Genomic DNA, 18,520 nt, shown 5'->3' on the forward strand with positions numbered 1-18,520 from the left:
ACGCGGGTGATACCGCCGTACAGTCGATAGTCGGGCAGGTCGGAACAACCGCCCCCGCCCGCGCGGTACAACCGCACCACCAGGACCACCGAACGACGACAGGAGACGACGTGGGGACCGTAACGATCGGCGTGTCGATCGCGGTCCCGGAGCCTCACGGCAGCCTGCTCCAGGAGCGGCGCGCGGGCTTCGGCGACCCCGCGGCTTGCGGCATTCCCACCCACGTCACCCTGCTGCCGCCGACCGAGGTGGAGGACTCGGCGCTGCCCGCGATCGAGGCGCACCTCGTCGAGGTCGCGGCCGCCGGGCGCCCGTTCCCGATGCGGCTGTCCGGCACGGGCACCTTCCGTCCCCTGTCGCCGGTCGTCTACGTGACGGTGGCCGACGGCGCGGAGGCCTGCGGCTGGCTCCAGAAGCAGGTCCGGGACGCCTCCGGTCCCGTCGCCCGCGAACTGCAGTTCCCGTACCACCCGCACGTCACCGTGGCCCACGGCATCGAGGACGAGGCGATGGACCGCGCCTTCGAGGCGCTCTCCGGATACGAGGCCCAGTGGCCCTGCACCGGATTCGCCCTCTACGAACAGGGCGCCGACGGCGTGTGGCGCAAGCTCCGCGACTTCGCCTTCGGCAGCGCCGTGGTGCCCCCGCAGGCCGGATCGCCCGAGCGGGACACGACCCAGCCCGCGCTCTAGGTCCCGCCGCCCGAGGAGCCGGGGGCCCGCCTCGGCGGGGCTCCCGCCCTAGATCGGCAGCCGTCGGAACACCGCGCGCGGCGCGTGCCGCAGGGCCGACATGACGACCCTGAGCGCCCCCGGCACCCACACCGTCTCGGAACGGCGCCGCAGTCCCAGCTCGATCGCCGCCGCCACCGCCTCCGGAGTGGTCGCCAGCGGTGCCTCCGGCAGACCGGCCGTCATCCGCGTACGGACGAACCCGGGGCGTACGACCATGACGTGCACGCCCGTGCCGTACAGGGCGTCGCCCAGGCCCTGCGTGAAGGTGTCCAGGCCCGCCTTGCTGGAGCCGTAGATGAAGTTCGAGCGGCGGGCGCGTTCACCGGCGACCGAGGACAGCACCACCAGCGAACCGTGCCCCTGGGTCTGGAGGGCCCCCGCGCACACCAGGCCGGACGACACCGCGCCCGTGTAGTTGGTCTGTGCGATCCGCACCGCCAGGACCGGCTCCCGCTCGTCCACGGCCTGGTCGCCGAGCACCCCGAAGGCCATCAGGACCAGGTCGATGTCGCCCTCGGCGAAGACCTTGCCGAGCACGGCCTCGTGGGACTCCGGGGCGAGGGCGTCGAAGGCGACGGTACGGGTGTCCGCGCCCAGTCGGCGCAGCTGCTCGGCGGCCTCCTCCAGAGCGGGGGTCGGCCGCCCGGCGAGCCACACCGTGCGGGTGCGCCGGGCGATCAGCCGGCGCGCGGTGGCCAGCGCGATCTCGGACGTGCCGCCGAGGATCAACAGGGACTGGGGGATGCCGAAGGCGTCCTTCATGACAGCTCCTTGGGACGGGAGAACGAAGGGAGGGGCGGGGCGGCGGGCGGCGGGGCGGCCGGCGGCATCGGGAGGCGGTCCACAGGCCTACAGGCCCAGGCGGCGGGACAGGTCCGAGGTGAAGACCCCCCGCGGGTCCAGCTCCCGCCGCAGGGAGCGGAACACGCCGAGCCGCGGATACATCGCGGCGAGCAGGTCGGGCCGCAGCCGCGCGTCCTTGGCGAGGTACACCCGTCCTCCGGCGCCCGCCACCTCCTCGTCCAGCTCGTCCAGGAAGGCGCCGAGCCCCGGCAGGTTCGCCGGGATGTCCAGGGCGAGGGTCCAGCCGGGCAGGGGGAAGGACAGCCAGCCCGGATCACCCCGTCCGAAGCGCTTCAGGACGGCGAGGAAGGACGGGCAGCGGCGCTCGGAGATGCGCCGCACGATCCGGCGCAGGGTCTCCTCCTGTCCGTGGCCGACGACGAACTGGTACTGGACGAAGCCGCCGCGCCCGTAGACCCGGTTCCAGTGGGGCACCCCGTCGAGGGGATGGAAGAAGGCGGGAACGGACTGGAGTTCGCCGGTCCGCGCGCGGGGCGCCTTGCGGTACCAGAGCTCGTTGAAGAGGCCCACCGTCGTCCGTCCGAGGAGCCCCTCCGGTACGAAGGAGGGGGCGGCCGGCAGCCGCGAGGCGCGCAGGGCCGGCGGCCGGCGGCGCGCCCGCGCGGGCAGCGCGTCCAGCGGCGCGTGATCGCCGCGGGTCAGGACCGAACGCCCCATGCGTGCCCCGCGCGCGAGGAGGTCGATCCAGGCCACCGAGTAGCGGTACCGGTGGTCGCCTGCGGTGAGGCGGGCCATCAGGTCGTCCAGGTCCACCGCGCGTTCGGTGTCGACCGTCATCAGGGCGGTCTCCACCGGCTGGAGGCGGACGGTCGCCCTGAGGATCACACCGGTCAGGCCCATGCCGCCGGCCGTGGCGTCGAAGAGCGGGGTGCCGCGTCCGACCGTGCGGATCTCGCCGTCGGCGGTGAGCAGCTCGAAGGAGAGCACGTGACGGGCGAACGAGCCCGACACGTGGTGGTTCTTGCCGTGGATGTCCGCGCCGATCGCCCCGCCCACGGTCACGTAACGGGTCCCCGGCGTCACGGGCACGAACCGGCGGAGGGGGAGCAGGACCTCCATGAGCCGGTGCAGGGACACGCCCGCGTCGCACACGACCGTGCCGGCGTCCAGGTCGACGGCGTGGATCCGGTCCAGGCCCGTCATGTCGAGCACCGCTCCGCCCGCGTTCTGCGCGGCGTCGCCGTACGCCCGCCCGAGCCCCCGGGCGATCCCTCCCCGCGCTCCGCAGTCCCGGACGGCGGTGACCGCCTCCTCGTAGGTGCGCGGGCGGACCATACGTGCGGCGGTCGGGGCGGTGCGGCCCCAACCCGTGACGGAGACGGTGTCGGCAGGCATGCCCGTGACCGTAGCGCCGGTGAGGGTGCGCGACGGGGCAATCTAACCGGCCCTCACGGCTCCTCACCGAAATGGGTGATTAATGAGATGTCGTCCTAGATTGCCGTAATTCCGTGACCGCTCCCTAGAAGAGTGGGATCGCATGGACGACCTAGACGACGCGCGACGGCGGCTCGACGACCATGGTCACCGTGGTGACACGGACCGGCGGCCCGACGTGCGCGGCCACCCCGGCGACACGGAACGACGGCATGACGACCGGCATCACCGCGACGACCGGCATCACGGCGACGACCGGGACCACTGTGCGGGCCGCGACGACCGCGCCCACAAGGACGAGCGTGACGACCGCGTCCACCGTGACGGCATCGCCCGGCGACGTGACGACACGGGCCGCCGGCTCGAGGACATGGACCGCAGGCTCGACGCCGTGGACCGTCGGCTGCTGTCCGCGTTCCACGCGTACGGCGTGGACCCGCGCGTCGCGGCCGTCGCGCGCGCCCTGTCCTGGAGCGGGGAGCACGGTGCCCTGTGGCTCGCCGCGGGACTCGCGGGGGCGGCCACCGACCGCGAGCGCCGTGGCGCGTGGCTGCGCGCGACGGCGCTCACCGCCACCGCCCATCTCGTGAGCATGGGAGTGAAGCGGATCGTGCGCCGCCCGCGTCCCACGCACGTCACACCGCTGGTGCGCACGGCCGGACGGCACTCCTTCCCCAGCTCGCACGCCACCTCCGCGGCGGCGGCGGCGGTCGCCTACGGCACCCTGGGCGCCTACGCCGTCGCGCCGCTGGCCGCCGCCATGTGCGTCTCGCGCCTGGTCGTCGGCGTCCACCACCCCACCGACGTGGCCGCGGGCGCGGCCCTGGGCGCCGCCGCGGCCGGGCTGGGCACCCGGTGGATCGGGGCCGGTCATGGCTGAGCGCGTGGCACTGCTGGAGCGCGCCCCGGCCCTCGCCCCGCCGCCGAGGAGCGTGACCGGACTCGTCCGGGGTCTGGTCAGGACCGCGCGTCCCCGCCAATGGGTGAAGAACGTCCTGGTCGTGGCCGCCCCGGCCGCCGCAGGCGAGCTCTTCTCCCGGCACGCGCTCGGTCAACTCGCCCTCGTCTTCCTCCTGTTCACGGCCTGTGCCGCCGCCGTGTACCTGATCAACGACGCCCGGGACGCCGTCGCCGACCGGGCCCACCCGGTGAAACGCCATCGCCCGGTCGCCGCGGGCCAGGTCCCCGTCCCGGTCGCGTACGCCGTCGGAGGCGTCCTCGGGGTCCTCGCGCCCGCCGCCGCGGCCTGGCTCTGCCCGCCGGCCGTCTGCGCGCTGCTGACCGCGTACCTCGGCATGCAACTGGCCTACTGCGTCAGCCTCAAGCACGTGCTGGTCGTCGACCTCGTCGTCGTCACGACCGGATTCCTGATGCGGGCGATGATCGGCGGGCTGGACCTGGGGATCCCGCTCTCGCGCTGGTTCCTGATCACCACCGGGTTCGGGGCCCTGTTCATGGTCGCGGCGAAGCGCTACTCCGAAGCCGTGCAGATGACGGGGAAGGCGGGTGCCACGCGCGCGCTGCTCACCGAGTACACGACCGGCTACCTGCGCTTCGTCTGGCAGCTCGCGGCCGGGGTCTCGATCCTCGGCTACTGCCTCTGGGCCCTGGAGGAGGGCGGAGTGCCGAGCGCCGCGGTGCTGCCGTGGCGCCAGCTGTCGATGGTCGCCTTCATCCTCGCCGTCCTGCGGTACGCCGTCTTCGCCGACCGGGGTACGGCGGGCGAACCGGAGGACGTCGTCCTGGGCGACCGCGCGCTCGCCGTCATCGGCCTGGTGTGGCTGGCGATGTACGGGCTCGCCGTGGCGAACTGGTGAGCGTCACCGAGGACCGGCCCGGCTCCGGGCCCCCTCCCGCCCTCCCTTCCGTCCTCGTGACACCGGCCGTCCCGGGTCCCGCCGCCGTGGAACCGGCGGGACCCGGGACCACCGTCACCGAGCAGGCCGCCTGCCTCGGGACCGCCGGTGGCCGTGGCCGGTTCCTGAGCGAGGTGCTCGGGTTCGCCGCCGTCGGAATCCTCGCCTACGCCGTCGACCTCGGCCTGTTCGTCGCGCTGCGCGGTCCGGTGGGTCTGGACCCGCTGACCGCCAAGGCGCTGTCCTTCCTGGCGGGCTGCTCGGTGGCCTACGCCGGGAACGCGCTCGGCACCTACCGGCACGCGACGGCCCGCGGCCCGCGCCCGTACCTGACCTTCTTCGCGGTGAACGTCGCCGGCGCCCTGGTGCAGCTCCTGTGCATCACCGTCAGCCACTACGGGCTCGGGTTCACCTCGCGGCGCGCGGACACCGTCTCGGGCGCGGGGGTCGGCATGGCGCTCGCCACGGTCCTGCGCTTCTGGGGTACAAGGTCATGGGTGTTCCGAGGTGACGGCCGAGACGAGGGCAGGGTCGGATCATGGACTGGCTGAAGAGGATTCCCGGCGTGGGCCCCTTGGTCGTGCGCCTGATGGCGACGCACGCGTGGCGGTCGTACGAGCGGCTGGACCGGGTGAAGTGGACACGGCTCGCCGCGGCGATGACCTTCATCAGTTTCGTGGCGCTGTTCCCGCTGCTGACCGTGGCCGCGGCGATCGCTGCCGCCACGCTGAGCGCCCAGCAGCAGAAGGACCTCCAGGACAAGCTCGCCGAGCAGGTGCCGGGCATCTCCGACCAGCTGGACATCAACGGCCTCGTCCAGAACGCCGGCACGATCGGGGTCATCGCGGGCGCCCTGCTGCTGATCACCGGCATCAGCTGGGTCGGCTCGATGCGGGAGTGCCTGCGCGTGGTCTGGGAACTGCCCGACAGCGAGGAGAACCCCTTCCTGCGCAAGCTCAAGGACGGTGGGGTGCTCGTCGGGCTGGGCGGCGCCGTGCTCGCCACCATCGCCGTCTCCACGCTCGCCTCCACGGCGGTCGGCTGGTCGGCCCGGCAGGTCGGCCTCGACGAGAACGGCTGGGGGAGCGTCCTGCTGCAGGCCGCCGCCTTCACGGTGGCCGTGCTCGCCGACTTCCTGGTCCTGCTGTACGTCCTCACGCTGCTGCCCGGTGTCGAGCCGCCGCACCGTCGGCTGATCGTGGCGGCGCTGATCGGCGCGGCCGGGTTCGAGCTGCTCAAGCTGCTGCTCAGCGGCTACATGCGGGGCGTGGCGTCGAAGAGCATGTACGGCGCCTTCGGGGTGCCGATCGCGCTGCTCCTGTGGATCAACTTCACGTCGAAACTGCTCCTCTACTGCGCCGCGTGGACGGCGACGGGGAGCACGGAAGGGGCGGAGGGCGCGGAGGGCGCGGAGGGGGCGACCGAGGCGGACGGCTCCGCCGAGCCCCCCGGCCCGAGCGGGCCGTCGGGTCCGAGCGGGCCGTCGGGCTCCGCCGAGTCTCCCGGCTCCGCCGAACCCCCCGGCTCGCAGGGCCGGAGGGGGCCGGGGGCTTCGTAGGGCGTGTGGGCTGAGGGCTCCGGGGTGTCGGGTGGTCAGCGGCGGCGGCGCATCAGGTCCGGCAGCGGCCAGCGGCGGTTGACCAGGAAGACGCCGGCCGCGAGCAGGACGAGGAGGCCGCCCGTGATGCCGAGCGCGACGCCGATGCCGGTCGTACCGCCCTTCGCCGTGTCGGTCGAGGCCGCCACCGGCTTCGTGGAGGCACCGGAGGACCCGCTGCCGGAGCCCGTGTCCGGGCTCGCCCCGTCCGAGGCCTTCGCCCCGGGCTGGGCGGTGGTGTCGACGCCCTTCGGCGGGACCAGTTCACCCACCGGCTGGACCTTGCCGGAAGCCTGGAACCCCCAGTCCAGGAGCCGCGCGGCCTCCTTGTAGACCTCGTTGTGCTCGTCCTTCTCCGGGTTCATGACCGTGACGAGCAGCACCTTGCCGCCCCGCTCGGCGACACCCGTGAAAGTGGCGCCCGCGTTGGTGGTATTGCCGTTCTTCACGCCCGCGATGCCCTGGTACGTGTTGATGTCGCTGTCGCCGCTCAGCAGCCGGTTGGTGTTCCGGATCTCGGTGGACTCGCGGGTGGCCTTGCCCTTCTTGTGCTTGGCCGTCGCGCCGGGGAATTCCGCCCGCACCGTCGAGCAGTACTCCCGGAAGTCCTTCTTCTGGAGCCCCGAACGGGCGAACAGTGTCAGGTCGTACGCCGACGACACCTGGCGGCGGGCGTCGTAGCCGTCCGGGCTCACCACGGTCGTGTCGAGGGCCTGGAGGTCCTCGGCGTGGGCCTGCATGTCCTTGACGGTCTTGTCGACGCCGCCGTTCATCGCGGACAGCACGTGCACGGCGTCGTTGCCGGACCTCAGGAAGACACCGAGCCACAGGTCATGGACGGTGTACGACTCGTTCTCCTTTATGCCCACCACGCTGGAGCCCGCGCCGATGCCCGCCAGGTCCGAGGGGACCACCTTGTGCGAGGCGGTCCTCGGGAACTTCGGCAGCACCGTGTCGGCGAACAGCATCTTCAGGGTGCTCGCCGGGGGCAGCCGCCAGTGCGCGTTGTGCGCGGCCAGGACATCGCCCGACTCCGCGTCGGCGACGATCCAGGAGCGGGCGGTGACGTCCTTGGGCAGGACAGGGACGCCGCTGCCGAGATTGACCTGGCTCCCGGGCCGTCCGAGCTGTTCACCCCCGAGGGTCGACATGTCCGCCGGCGGGGTGGCCGACGGTGAGGCTGTGGGGCTGTTCGTCGGGCTCGCGTCGGCGAACGCGGGCGCCGCAAGCGAAAGGGTCAACAAAGCACTGGAAGCGACCAACAGGGATCGCTCGACGGTCTTTTTCGAGGCAGACACGGTCGAGAAAGTACAGGGGTCGCGACGGGAAGTTCCATCACCTCCCGGGAGAGTCACCTCGGCGTCCCCACCCCGGCGCCGGGCCACGGTCGGCGGCGGCGATACTGAACACATGAAGCTCAGCCGCCCCGTGTCCTGGTTCCTGCTCGCCTTCGGGGCGTGGAGCTGGGTCATCTGGATCACTTTCGTCAAGAACCTGTACAAGGACGGCAGCGGGCTCGCGTTCGACGACGCGGGCGATCCGACGGCGTACTTCTGGGTTCATCTGACGCTCGCCGTCGTTTCCTTTGTCTTGGGGACGGTCGTCGGGGTCATCGGGTTGCGCGGCGTGCGCGCTTTGCGCCAGACGTCATAAAGGGGATACGGCGTCATGGTCATCGTGTTCGTGCTGGTGGGTGTGGCCGTCCTGGCCGTGCTCGGTGGATCGCACCGGTATGTCTGGAGACGGCTGGTGCGCGACACCACGGCCGGCCCCGGAACGCTCCGCCGGACGGGCACGGTCGTCCTCGCCCTCGCGCCGCTGCTGATGTTCGGCGCCCTCGCGAGCGAGCGCGCCGGTGCCCCCTTCTGGCTCCAGCGGACGCTGGCCTGGCCGGGGTTCCTGTGGATGGCGCTGCTGCTCTACCTCGTGCTGGCACTGCTGGTGGGGGAGCTCGTCCGGCCCCTCCTGAGCAGGGCGCTGGAACGCCGGGCCGTCGCACGCCGGGCCGACGTCGAGGACGCGCCCTCCGCGCCCCCCACGGCCGTCGTGGCTGAGGAGTCGCACGCGAGCGCGCGTTCCCGGTCCGGCGCGGCGCCCGCCCCGACAGGTGACGGCACCGCCGACGCGCAGGCGGCGTCGACCGGCCCGGCCGGCCCGCCGTCCACGTCACCCCCGGCGGAACGGCCGGAACCGGTCGAACCCGCGACAGCGGCGGAGCCGGCCGGAGCCGTTCCTCCGCTGTCCCGGCGCCTGTTCGTCTCCCGTGTCGTGGGTGGCGCCGCCGCGGCCGCGGCGGTGGGGACCGTGGGGTACGGGACGTACGGCGTCCTGCGCGGCCCGTCGGTGAAGCGGGTCACCGTACCGCTCGCCAAGCTGCCCCGCTCCGCCCACGGCTTCCGGATCGCCGTCGTGAGCGACATCCACCTCGGGCCGGTGCTCGGGCGCGGGTTCGCCCAGAAGGTCGTCGACACCATCAACTCCACGCAGCCCGACCTGATCGCCGTCGTCGGTGACCTGGTCGACGGCAGTGTGAAGGATCTCGGCCCGGCCGCCGCGCCGCTCGCCCGGCTCCGGGCCCGCCACGGGGCCTACTTCGTCACCGGGAACCACGAGTACTTCTCCGGAGCCGAGCAGTGGGTCGAGGAGGTGCGGGAACTGGGCATCCATCCCCTGGAGAACGCGCGGACCGAGCTGGCCGGGTTCGACCTCGCCGGCGTGAACGACGTAGCCGGGGAGAACGAGGGCCAGGGGCCCGACTTCGGCAAGGCGCTCGGCGACCGGGACCCGACCCGGGCCTGCGTGCTGCTCGCCCATCAGCCGACCCAGATCCACGAGGCCGTACGCCACGGAGTCGACCTCCAGCTGTCCGGACACACCCATGGCGGCCAGCTCTGGCCGGGCAGCTTCATCGCGGCCGCCGCCAATCCGACGGTCGCCGGTCTGGACCGCTACGGAGACACACAGTTGTACGTCTCCCGGGGCGCCGGAGCGTGGGGGCCGCCGACCCGGGTCGGCGCGCCCTCGGACATCACGGTCGTGGAACTGGCCTCGCGAGAAGCCTGAGAATCCGCTGTGGAACGGGCCGGAAATGATCATGAGGACCGGTTCGGCACACTCTTTCGAATCCGCTTCCCCGGCGGAAACACCTGTGGTTAGGTGATCCGCGTCACTCGGGAGTGACCCGCGGTGGGCCTGGGGAGGCACCCTTGCGATCGGTTCGCTTACGCATGCTCGCGGCGCTGCTCGTCCTGGCGGCCGCGGCCGTGGCCGGCTGGCAGTTACTGCCGCTGGAGGAGAACGACCGCACCATCACGGTGGGCACGACGGACGCCGTGACCTCGCTCGACCCGGCCGGTGCCTACGACGCCGGATCCTGGGCCCTGTTCAGCAACGTCTTCCAGTCGCTGCTCACCTTCGCGCCCGGCGGCACCGAGCCCGTTCCGGACGCCGCCGAGAACTGCGCCTTCTCGGACTCGGCGCTGCGCACGTACCGCTGCACACTCCGCGACGACGTGACGTTCGCGAGCGGACGCGGGATGACGGCCGAGGACGTGAAGTTCTCCTTCGACCGGGTGAAACGCATCAAGGACGAGCTGGGGCCCGCCTCGCTCCTCTCCACCCTCGGCAGAGTGGACGCCGACGGGCGGACGGTCACCTTCCATCTGTCCTCGCCCGACGCGACCTTCCCGTTCAAGGTGGCGACCGGCGCCGGGTCGATCGTCGACCGGACCCGCTACCCGAGGCGCAGCCTGCGCACCGACACCGGCGCCGACGGCACCGGACCGTACGTCCTGAAGGCCTACACGAAGGGCGCCCGGGCGGTCCTCGAACCCAACTCCCGCTACGTGGGGGCCGACAGCGACAGCGGCAGCCCCGTCGTGCTGCGCTACTACGCGGGCTCGCAGGCGCTGGAGGCGGCCCGCGAGGCGAAGGAGTTCGACGTCGCGGCCCGCCAGCTGCCGCCCACCGTGCTCGCCGGGCTCTCGCCGAGCGACCCCGACCGGCGGGTCACCGAGGACGAGAGCGCCGAGACCCGCAACCTCGTCCTCGACACGCGCGAGCACTCGCCCCTGCACGACCGGCGGGTCCGGCAGGCCGTCGCCATGCTGGTCGACCGCGACCGGCTGGTCGACCGGACGTACAAGGGCACCACCGACACGCTGTACGGGCTGATCCCGGCGGGGATCACGGGCCACTCGACGTCGTACTTCGACGCCTACCCGAAACCGGACGCCAAGAAGGCGCGGGCCCTGCTGGCCGACGCGGGGGTCCCGCTGCCCGTGCGCTTCACCTACGGGTACGCCGAGGGGCGCGGCGCGGCTGGTGAGGAGGCGGCCGAGCTCGAGCGGCAGCTGGAGGCGGGCGGGCTGTTCCAGGTGACGACCAAGGGCTTCGAGTGGACCGAGTTCCAGAAGCGGTACGCGGAGGGCGGGCTGGACGCCTGGGCGGTCGGCTGGGTCGCCGACTATCCCGACCCGGACACCTTCGGCGCGCCGCTCGTCGGCACCGGCAACTCGATGAAGAACGGTTACAGCAGCAAGGACGTCGACCATCTCATCGAGGAGACCCAGCGGGTCGTCGACCGCGGCCGGACGACGGAGCTGTTCCGGCGGCTCCAGGAGACCGTCGCCCGGGATGTTCCGCTGATCCCCCTGTGGCAGCGCAAGGACTACGTCGTCAGCGGCGAGGACATCGCCGGGGCCCAGTACCTGTCCGACGGGACCGGCGTCTTCCGTCTCTGGCTGCTGACCTGGGTCTGACGCCTTCCACCGCCCACGGAGTGCCGGACCCGCCGGACCTCCGTGGGCGGGCCCGCTACGGGTGCGGCGTGGACCCGTACGCCGTCAGGAAGCGGTCGCGGAACTTGTCCATCTTCCACACGGGGGCGTCGTGCTCGGGCCTCAGGCCGTCCGACCAGCCCCAGGCGGCGATCCGATTGAGCACCTTCGGGTCCTTGGCGACGATCGAGACGGGCACGTCACGGCTGGCGTGGTCGCCACTGACCCGGGCGAGCGGCTGGTGGTCGCCGAGGAAGATCAGCACGGTGTCCTTGGTCCCGTGCTTCACCAGGTGGTCGATGAGGCTCGTCACCGAGTACTGGATCGACTTGCCGTACTCCTCCTTCGACCTCCGCGAGTCGGTGATGATGCTCCCGGGCCTCTTGCCGGCCTTCTCGATGGAGTCGTAGACCGATCCGTCGCCGACCTGGTCGTCCGGGACCGTCTCGGGGAGCGGCGCCCACGGCTGGTGGCTGGAGGTCAGGATGATCGTCGACATCAGCGGCTTGTCGTGCTTCCTGCCGTGCTCCAGCCGCTCGAACGCGCTCAGGGCGTACTGGTCGGGCATGGTCGACCAGCTGAACTTCGGACCCTGGTAACCGAGGTCGCGGGAGTCGTAGAGCCGGTCGATGCCGTAGAACTTCTGCTCCGGCCAGGCCTTCTGGACCCCCGGCATGACGCCCACGGTCTCCCAGGCGCCCGTCTTCTCGAAGGCCCCGGGCAGCGTCAGGTGATGGCCCGCGGTCACGGTGCGGTAGCGCTGCTGGTTGTTGACCCACAGGCCCGACAGGAACGTCGAGTGGCCGAGCCAGCTGTTGCCGCCGTACGTCGCCGAGGTGAGCCAGCCGCTCCTCGCCGCGAAGCCGGCCCGGGTCAGTTTCTCGTTCTCCGAGGCCAGCGTCGCGTCGACGCCCGGTGCCATGACCGGGTCCTCGATGGCGCTGCGGCCGTAGCTCTCGATGAACGTGATCATCATGTCCTTGCCGCGCAGACCGGTGAGCAGTTCACCGGGCGGCGTGTTCGCGAAGGTGTCCTTCTTCGCGAACCTGGCGAACTCCGCCTCGTCCTTCAGCGTCTTGCGCACGCGCGCCGCCCGGTCCTGGACGGTCAGCGCGACGTGCTCGGAGGCGACGGGCACCCCGGAGAACTCGACCCCCGTCGCCGCGCAGGTGACCCAGGCGATGGCCAGCACCAGTGTCGTGCGCGTCGCCGGCTCGGTGTGCCGGGCGAGCAGGTTGCCCAGCCGCACGACCGACACCGCCATGAGGGTCAGAACGACGATCACGAGCACCACGGCCAGGACCGCGACGGCCGTCGCGCCCGTCCCGCCGAACGTGTCCTGGAGGTACGCCTGCGCGTCCTTGAAGAGCGGCCAGTCGAGGACGACGTTGAAGCCTCGCCCCAGGTATTCGTTGAACCCGATGTCGAGGAAGTTCAGGACGGTCAGGACGCCGAGGACCAGTCCGCAGAGCGCCGCCACGACGATCCTCGGCCGGCGGGGCAGGACGATCAGCAGGGCGGACGCGAGGATCGCCTCCACCGGGAGTCGCACGAACTCGGCCGGCCGGATCAGGTCCGCCCGGCTCGGCAGGAGCAGGGCGAACAGGACGAGGGCGGCGGCCAGAACGGTCGTGGTCCACGCGAGGGCGCGGGCGACGGCGGGGTGCCGGTCCCGCCATCCGCGCCCTCGGCCGCGTGCCGGCGGCGCTCCCGCCGGAGGCTCCTCCCCGCCCGCGACGGTCCCGTCCGGGACGTCCGCCGCCGTCTCCTCTTCCTGGGTGCCCGTGGCCCGGTCCGGAGCACCGTCCGCGTCCGCGCCGCCCGCATCGGGGTCCGCGTCGGTCTTGCCGGGGTCACCGCTCTCGCCGGTGCCGGTGCCGGTGCTGGTGCTGGTGCTGGTGCCGGTCCCGGTCCCGGTCTCCGTCTCGGTCGAGGACGGTTCCGTCGGGGTTTCCGCCGAGTCCTCCGGCGGGAGCGGGGCGGCACCGGCGGTCGGCGCGGCCGGGGTCGGGGCCGGTTCGTCGGCCGAGGGTATTCCGGGGGCGGGCGCGGCCGACGCCTCCCCCTCGGCCGAGGCGGCGGCGACCTCTCCCGAGCCTGATCCCGCGTCCGCGTCCGTACCCGCGTCCGCGTCCGTACCCGCGTCCGCGTCCGTACCCGCGTCCGCGTCCGTACCGGGGTCCGCGTCCGTACCGGGGTCCGTACCCGCGTCCGGGGCCCCGTCCACGAGCGGCTCGGGCGTCGGCTCGTCGCGCGGAGGCGCCCCGTCCGTGTTCGGCAGCTGTCGAGAGCTCGTATTGAACGACAACCCGGCGGTCCTTCCGTGCGAAGCGCGGTCATGGTGCGGCGGACCGACCGGATGCGACCGATACCGCCCTCAATGAGGTGTACGGCGCCGTGGCGGCACGTGTTCAACCGGCTCGGTCAGGTTCTCCCAAAGTTCATTTTCGCAGGTCAGGGCGGTAAAAGTGAGACTTTTCGAGGGTCGCGCGACAGGCCCGGGAGCGGCACGGGCCCCACGCCCGGACCGTCGCCCCGACGGCACCGCCGCGACAGTCGTGTCGCACCGGCTCCGGCACGCCCACCGCACCGGCACGCTCACCGCACCGCCAGGGTCACCGTCACCGCCAGGCCCTCACCGGGCGCCGTCCGGACCGCGACCGTCCCCCCGTGCGCCCGCACCACACCCTGCACGATCGCCATGCCGAGCCCGCTGCCCGCGCCGCCGCCGGTCCGGAAGAAGCGGTCGAATATGCGCGCCGCGTCCTCCTCCGGGAGCCCGGGCCCCTTGTCCGCGACGCACAGGCGTACGGCACCGTCCGCGCGCTCCAGCGCGAGCCGCACGGGCACGTCGTCGGGCGTGTGGGTGCGGACGTTGCCCACGAGATTGCCCAGCACCTGCCGCAGCCCCGACTCGTCGGCCCGCACCAGCAGCGTGCCGTCGGCGTCCACCACCACCGGGCGGCCCGGCTGCTGGGCCCGCAGGTCCGCCGCGGCGTCCCGCACGAGCCGGCTCAGGTCGACGTTCCTGAAGCGCAGTTCGGGCCGCTGGTCGAGGCGGGCCAGGGTGAGCAGCTCGTCGACCAGCCGGCCCATGCGGTCGGTCTCCGCGTTCATCCGGTCCCAGGCCCGCTCGCGTTCGGCGGGATCGGTCAGCATCCCCTTGTCGTACAGCTGGAGATAGCCGCGTATCGCCGCCAGCGGGGTGCGCAGCTCGTGCGAGGCGTCCCCCACGAACCGGCGCAGCTGGGAGGCGCTGCGTTCACGCGTCCGGTAGGCCGACTCGACCTGGTGCAGCATGGAGTTGAGCGCGAGCCGCAGCTGCTCGACCTCCTGGGTCGGATGATGGCTCGAGGGCACGCGCCGGGTCAGATCCCCCTCGGCGATCGCCGACGAGGTCTCCACCATGGCCTCCAGCGGGATCATCCGGCGGCGCACACTGAACATCGTCCAGCACGCGAGCAGCGCCAACAGCAGGGTTCCCACGGTCAGATCGAGCCTGAGCGCCTTCGCGATGCCCTTGTGCAGTCCGTCGGTCGAGGCGGCGAACAGGACGTACGTCCCGTCGGCGAGCCGTCCCCCCGTCACCCGGTAGTCCGCGCCGTGCACGCTGATGTCCCGCGGCTCGCGGTCGCGGGCGAGCGCGCCCGGGTCGTCCACGGCGGCGGCGAACGCCCGCTGGGTCTCGGTGGGCTGGAACCCGGCCACCTCGACGGCCTCGCCCCGCCGGTCGACGGCGGCGAAGAGCGAGTCCGGTTTCGGCGACTCGGCGACCGCGGGACCGATCCGGTCGCGCACGAACGCGAGGGCGCTCAGCGAGTCGAGCTGGCTCATGGTGAGCTGGGAGGCGCCCAGCGACTCCCGCGTCCTGGCGAGTTGGGTGTCCACCTGGTCGAGCAGGTAGTGCCGCATGCCCATCAGGCTCACGGCGGTCGCCACCACGATGCCCAGGGCGAGCAGTCCCACGTTCGCGAGGGTCAGCTGGCCGCGCAGTGAGTGGACGCCGTGCTTGCAGCGTGGGCGGCGGAATCCGATCCGGACGGGCGGGTTCACGCGAGTCCGTATCCGACGCCCCGGCGGGTCTGGATCACCGGCGGCCCCAGCGGTTCGAGCTTGCGCCGCAGATAGCTGATGTACGTCTCCACGACCGTCGACTCGGCCGGGTGCTCGTACTGCCATACGTGGCGCAGGAGTTGCTCCTTGGGCACGATCCGCCCTCCGTTGCGGACGAGGAAGCGCAGCAGGGCGTACTCGGTGGGGGTGAGGTCCACCGTGGTGCCCGCGCGGTGGACGCTGTACGTCGTCTCGTCCAGTTCCAGATCGCCGTAGCGCAGCGGCGGGCGCTGCGGCAGGACGTCGTCGGGTCGCGTACGGCGCAGGACGGCGGTGATCCGGGCGACGACCTCGTCGATGTTGAACGGCTTGGTGATGTAGTCGTCACCGAAGGCGAGCGCGCCGACGATCTCGGCGGGCGCGTCCCGTGCGGTGAGGAACACTACGGCCAACTCGGGCTGGCGTGAACGCAGTTCACGGCCGAGTGCCCGGCCGTCGCCGTCCGGGAGCATCACGTCGAGCAGCGCCGCGTCGGGCCGGGTGCGCTCGGCGAGCGAGAGCGCCTCGCGGACGGTGCCCGCGGCCATCACCTCGAAGCGGTGGTAGCGCAGCGCGATGGTGAGGACGTCCGCGATGCTCGGCTCGTCCTCGACGACGAGGACGGTGGCTCCCTCGTGGGCGGTCATGCCTCCAGTATCGGCGGGGCCACCGGCCGTGCGAGCCGTCCGCGCCTTGGAGTTCCTTGAGAGTCATGGGCGGGTCGTGTCCCCGCACCCGCGCCGCTGCCGATCCTGTTGCCCAGGACCTGGGGGACCGACCGACTAAGGAGCTCGAACGTGGCGGTATTGGCACGGTGGTGCTATCGGCACCGGCTGGTGGTCCTGTTGCTGTGGGTGGGGGCACTGTTCGGTCTGGGCTTCGCGGCGACCACCGCGGGCACGGACTACGCGAACGTCTTCTCCCTCCCGAACACGGACTCCAAGCGCGCGTACGACCAGATGGAGAAGGCCTTCCCGGACAGCGCGGGGGACACCGACACGGTGGTCTGGAAGGTCGACGAGGGCACGGTCAGGGACGCGGCCGTACGCTCCCGGATGCGGCCCGTGCTGGACGAGATCGCCGGCATGAAGGGCGTGGGCCAGGTCGCGGGACCGTACGAGGGGAAGGGGGGCGCCGCGCAGGTCAGCCGCGACGGCAAGATCGCGTACGCCCAGATCACCTTCACCGAGCAGGCGAACGCCGTGCCCAAGGAGTTGGTGCAGGACGTCGTCGATCTCGCCGAGGACGCCGAACGCGCCGGGCTCCAGGTCGAGTTGGGCGGTCAGGCGATCCAGCGGGTGCAGGAGCCGCCCACCGGGCTCGCCGAGATGGTCGGCATCCTGGCCGCGGCCGTCGTCCTGTTCTTCGCCTTCGGTTCGCTCTTCGCCATGCTGCTGCCCATCGGCATCGCGATCTTCGGGGTGGGTACGGGGCTGTTCTCCACGCAGTTGCTCAGCCACGCCACCGACATCCCGGACCTGGCCCCGCTGCTGGCCACCCTGATCGGCCTCGGCGTCGGCATCGACTACGCGCTGTTCATCGTCACCCGGCACCGGCGCGGCATCCTGCGCGGCCTGGCGCCCGAGGAGTCGGCGGTGGTCGCCCTCAACACCTCGGGCCGGGCGGTGCTGTTCGCGGGCGGCACCGTGTGCATCGCGCTCGCGGGCATGCTGGTGACCAACCTCCGCTTCCTGGACGGCGTGGTCATCGGCACCTCCCTCACCGTCGTGTTCAGCGTGCTCGCGGCCACCACCCTGCTGCCGGCGCTCCTCGGACTTCTCGGCACCCGGGTGCTCAGCAGGCGCCAGCGGCGCGGACTGGCGGCGCGGGGGCCCGAGCCGGAGCGGGCGAGCGGGGCCGCGGCGCGCTGGTCGACGACCGTGCAGCGCCGTCCCCGTACCATCGCCGCCATCGCGCTGGCCGTGATGGCGGTCCTCGCGATCCCGGTCCTGTCGCTGCGCCTCGGCGCCACCGACCAGGGCAACGACGACTCCACGACGACGACCCGGCAGGCGTACGACCTGCTCGCCGAGGGCTTCGGGCCCGGCTTCAACGGCCCCTTGCAGGTGGTCGCCACCGGTGGCGACACGGACGCCCTGGTGAAGGGCATCAAGGGCACCGCGGGGGTCGCCCGGGCGGCCGCGCTGCCGTCCGCGCACGGCGTGACGGTGATCCAGGTGGTGCCGACGACCTCGCCCCAGTCGGTGGAGACCGACCGGCTCATCGACACCCTCCGGGACCGGGTGATCCCGGAGGCGGGGGTACCGGCCAACGTGGGGGGTGTCACCGCGGTGTCGAAGGACTTCGCCGCGATCACCGGTGACCGGCTGCCCTGGTTCGTCGCCACGATCATCGGCCTCGGCTTCCTGCTCCTGCTGGTCGCCTTCCGCTCCCTGGTGGTCCCGCTGACGGCGGCGGTGATGAACCTGATCGCGGCCGCCGCGTCCTTCGGCGTCCTCGTCGCGGTCTTCCAGTGGGGCTGGGGCCTCGACCTCCTCAGCCTCGGCAAGGAGGGGCCGATCAACGCCTTCCTCCCCGTCATCATGCTGTCGCTCCTGTTCGGCCTCTCCATGGACTACCAGGTGTTCCTGGTGAGCCGCATGCACGAGGAGTGGGTGCACACGAAGGACAACGCCCGCGCGGTGCGCGTGGGTCTCGCCGAGACCGGCCGGGTCATCAACTCCGCCGCCCTGATCATGGTCTGCGTCTTCCTCGCCTTCGTCCTGAGCGGTGACTCGGGAGCGGCGATGGCGGGCGTCGGCCTCGCGGCCGCGGTCGCCCTGGACGCCTTCATCCTCCGTACGGCCCTGGTCCCCGCCGCCATGCACCTGCTCGGCGACTCCAACTGGTGGCTGCCCGCGGGCCTGGAGAAGCGGCTGCCGCACCTCGCGGTGGAACCCGCCGAGGAGCCGTCGAAGGACGCGCCTTCGGCCCGGGGCGGGGCCTCGGCCGTGCACGGCTTCGTCCGGGACGCGGAGGGCGAGGCCGTCGACGGCGCGGTCCTCACGCTGCTGTCCAAGGGAGGCCGCCAGCTGGACCGGGTGACCTCGCTGGCCGACGGTTCCTACATCGTCTCGGTCCCGGCCCCGGGGACGTATCTGCTGTCGGCGACGGCCCGTTCGTACGGGGCGCGCGTACGGCACGTGGAAGTCACGGACGAACCGCTGGTGCACGACGTGGAACTGGCCGAAGGAGAGGTGGACGCCGACGCGGTCAACTGAGGCC

Annotated in this window: 15 protein-coding genes; 9 read left to right on the forward strand and 6 right to left on the reverse strand. The window is 72.4% G+C overall.

From position 1 onward, the window contains the following. The first annotated feature begins 110 nt into the window (after positions 1-110). The gene (locus tag ACFYW7_RS34725) at positions 111-692 is read left to right on the forward strand and encodes a 2'-5' RNA ligase family protein (RefSeq protein WP_389509852.1); all 582 of its coding nucleotides are present in this window, start codon (positions 111-113) and stop codon (positions 690-692) included. A 48-nt stretch (positions 693-740) separates the two neighbouring features. On the opposite strand, the gene ACFYW7_RS34730 is transcribed toward ACFYW7_RS34725, so the two are convergent. Together ACFYW7_RS34730 and ACFYW7_RS34735 are read right to left on the reverse strand one after the other, a co-directional pair. Then, the gene (locus ACFYW7_RS34730) at positions 741-1,496 is read right to left on the reverse strand and encodes a decaprenylphospho-beta-D-erythro-pentofuranosid-2-ulose 2-reductase (RefSeq protein WP_389509854.1); all 756 of its coding nucleotides are present in this window, start codon (positions 1,494-1,496) and stop codon (positions 741-743) included. A gap of 87 nt (positions 1,497-1,583) precedes the next feature. Beyond that, complete coding sequence (locus tag ACFYW7_RS34735; RefSeq protein WP_389509856.1) at positions 1,584-2,933, reverse strand: FAD-binding protein; 1,350 nt, start codon at positions 2,931-2,933, stop codon at positions 1,584-1,586. 409 nt (positions 2,934-3,342) lie between these two features. On the opposite strand from ACFYW7_RS34735, the gene ACFYW7_RS34740 reads away from it, so the two are divergent. The 4 genes from ACFYW7_RS34740 (at position 3,343) to ACFYW7_RS34755 (ending at position 6,386) form a co-directional block, all read left to right on the forward strand. After that, the gene (locus tag ACFYW7_RS34740) at positions 3,343-3,852 is read left to right on the forward strand and encodes a phosphatase PAP2 family protein (RefSeq protein WP_389509999.1); all 510 of its coding nucleotides are present in this window, start codon (positions 3,343-3,345) and stop codon (positions 3,850-3,852) included. Further along, positions 3,845-4,789, forward strand: coding sequence for a decaprenyl-phosphate phosphoribosyltransferase (locus ACFYW7_RS34745; protein WP_389509858.1), 945 nt, complete (start codon positions 3,845-3,847; stop codon positions 4,787-4,789). Before ACFYW7_RS34740 ends, ACFYW7_RS34745 begins: the two co-directional genes overlap by 8 nt. Positions 4,790-4,953: 164 nt before the next feature. Further along, a complete protein-coding gene (locus ACFYW7_RS34750; RefSeq protein ID WP_389510001.1) occupies positions 4,954-5,379 on the forward strand; it encodes a GtrA family protein in 426 nt (141 codons plus the stop codon). Beyond that, positions 5,367-6,386, forward strand: a complete 1,020-nt coding sequence (locus ACFYW7_RS34755; RefSeq protein ID WP_389509860.1) for a YihY/virulence factor BrkB family protein — start codon at positions 5,367-5,369, stop codon at positions 6,384-6,386. The genes ACFYW7_RS34750 and ACFYW7_RS34755 overlap by 13 nt, the downstream gene beginning before the upstream one ends. A gap of 35 nt (positions 6,387-6,421) precedes the next feature. On the opposite strand, the gene ACFYW7_RS34760 is transcribed toward ACFYW7_RS34755, so the two are convergent. Continuing rightward, positions 6,422-7,723 (reverse strand): D-alanyl-D-alanine carboxypeptidase family protein, encoded by a 1,302-nt coding sequence (locus ACFYW7_RS34760; RefSeq protein WP_389509862.1) that lies wholly within the window; start codon positions 7,721-7,723, stop codon positions 6,422-6,424. Positions 7,724-7,835: 112 nt separating this feature from the next. Between ACFYW7_RS34760 and ACFYW7_RS34765 the strand changes: the two genes are divergently transcribed. From ACFYW7_RS34765 to ACFYW7_RS34775, 3 genes are all read left to right on the forward strand, one after another. Beyond that, positions 7,836-8,078 (forward strand): SCO4848 family membrane protein, encoded by a 243-nt coding sequence (locus tag ACFYW7_RS34765; protein ID WP_389509864.1) that lies wholly within the window; start codon positions 7,836-7,838, stop codon positions 8,076-8,078. A 15-nt stretch (positions 8,079-8,093) separates the two neighbouring features. Beyond that, the gene (locus ACFYW7_RS34770) at positions 8,094-9,488 is read left to right on the forward strand and encodes a metallophosphoesterase (protein WP_389509867.1); all 1,395 of its coding nucleotides are present in this window, start codon (positions 8,094-8,096) and stop codon (positions 9,486-9,488) included. Positions 9,489-9,631: 143 nt separating this feature from the next. Further along, a complete protein-coding gene (locus ACFYW7_RS34775) occupies positions 9,632-11,185 on the forward strand; it encodes an ABC transporter substrate-binding protein (protein ID WP_389509870.1) in 1,554 nt (517 codons plus the stop codon). A gap of 55 nt (positions 11,186-11,240) precedes the next feature. Here ACFYW7_RS34775 and ACFYW7_RS34780 read toward each other — a convergent pair whose 3' ends face one another. The 3 genes from ACFYW7_RS34780 to ACFYW7_RS34790 form a co-directional block, all read right to left on the reverse strand. Beyond that, positions 11,241-13,511 carry a sulfatase-like hydrolase/transferase gene (locus ACFYW7_RS34780; protein ID WP_389509873.1) on the reverse strand — a complete coding sequence of 757 codons (2,271 nt, stop codon included), beginning with the start codon at positions 13,509-13,511 and terminating at the stop codon, positions 11,241-11,243. 290 nt (positions 13,512-13,801) lie between these two features. Continuing rightward, complete coding sequence (locus ACFYW7_RS34785) at positions 13,802-15,256, reverse strand: ATP-binding protein (RefSeq protein ID WP_389509875.1); 1,455 nt, start codon at positions 15,254-15,256, stop codon at positions 13,802-13,804. Then, complete coding sequence (locus tag ACFYW7_RS34790) at positions 15,253-15,942, reverse strand: response regulator transcription factor (RefSeq protein WP_389509877.1); 690 nt, start codon at positions 15,940-15,942, stop codon at positions 15,253-15,255. The genes ACFYW7_RS34785 and ACFYW7_RS34790 overlap by 4 nt, the downstream gene beginning before the upstream one ends. A gap of 159 nt (positions 15,943-16,101) precedes the next feature. Here ACFYW7_RS34790 and ACFYW7_RS34795 point away from each other — a divergent pair, with 159 nt between their 5' ends. Further along, positions 16,102-18,516, forward strand: a complete 2,415-nt coding sequence (locus ACFYW7_RS34795) for an MMPL family transporter (protein WP_389510003.1) — start codon at positions 16,102-16,104, stop codon at positions 18,514-18,516. Positions 18,517-18,520 lie beyond the last annotated feature (4 nt).

The sequence above is a fragment of the Streptomyces sp. NPDC002580 genome (genome assembly GCF_042889485.1).
Classification (GTDB): domain Bacteria; phylum Actinomycetota; class Actinomycetes; order Streptomycetales; family Streptomycetaceae; genus Streptomyces.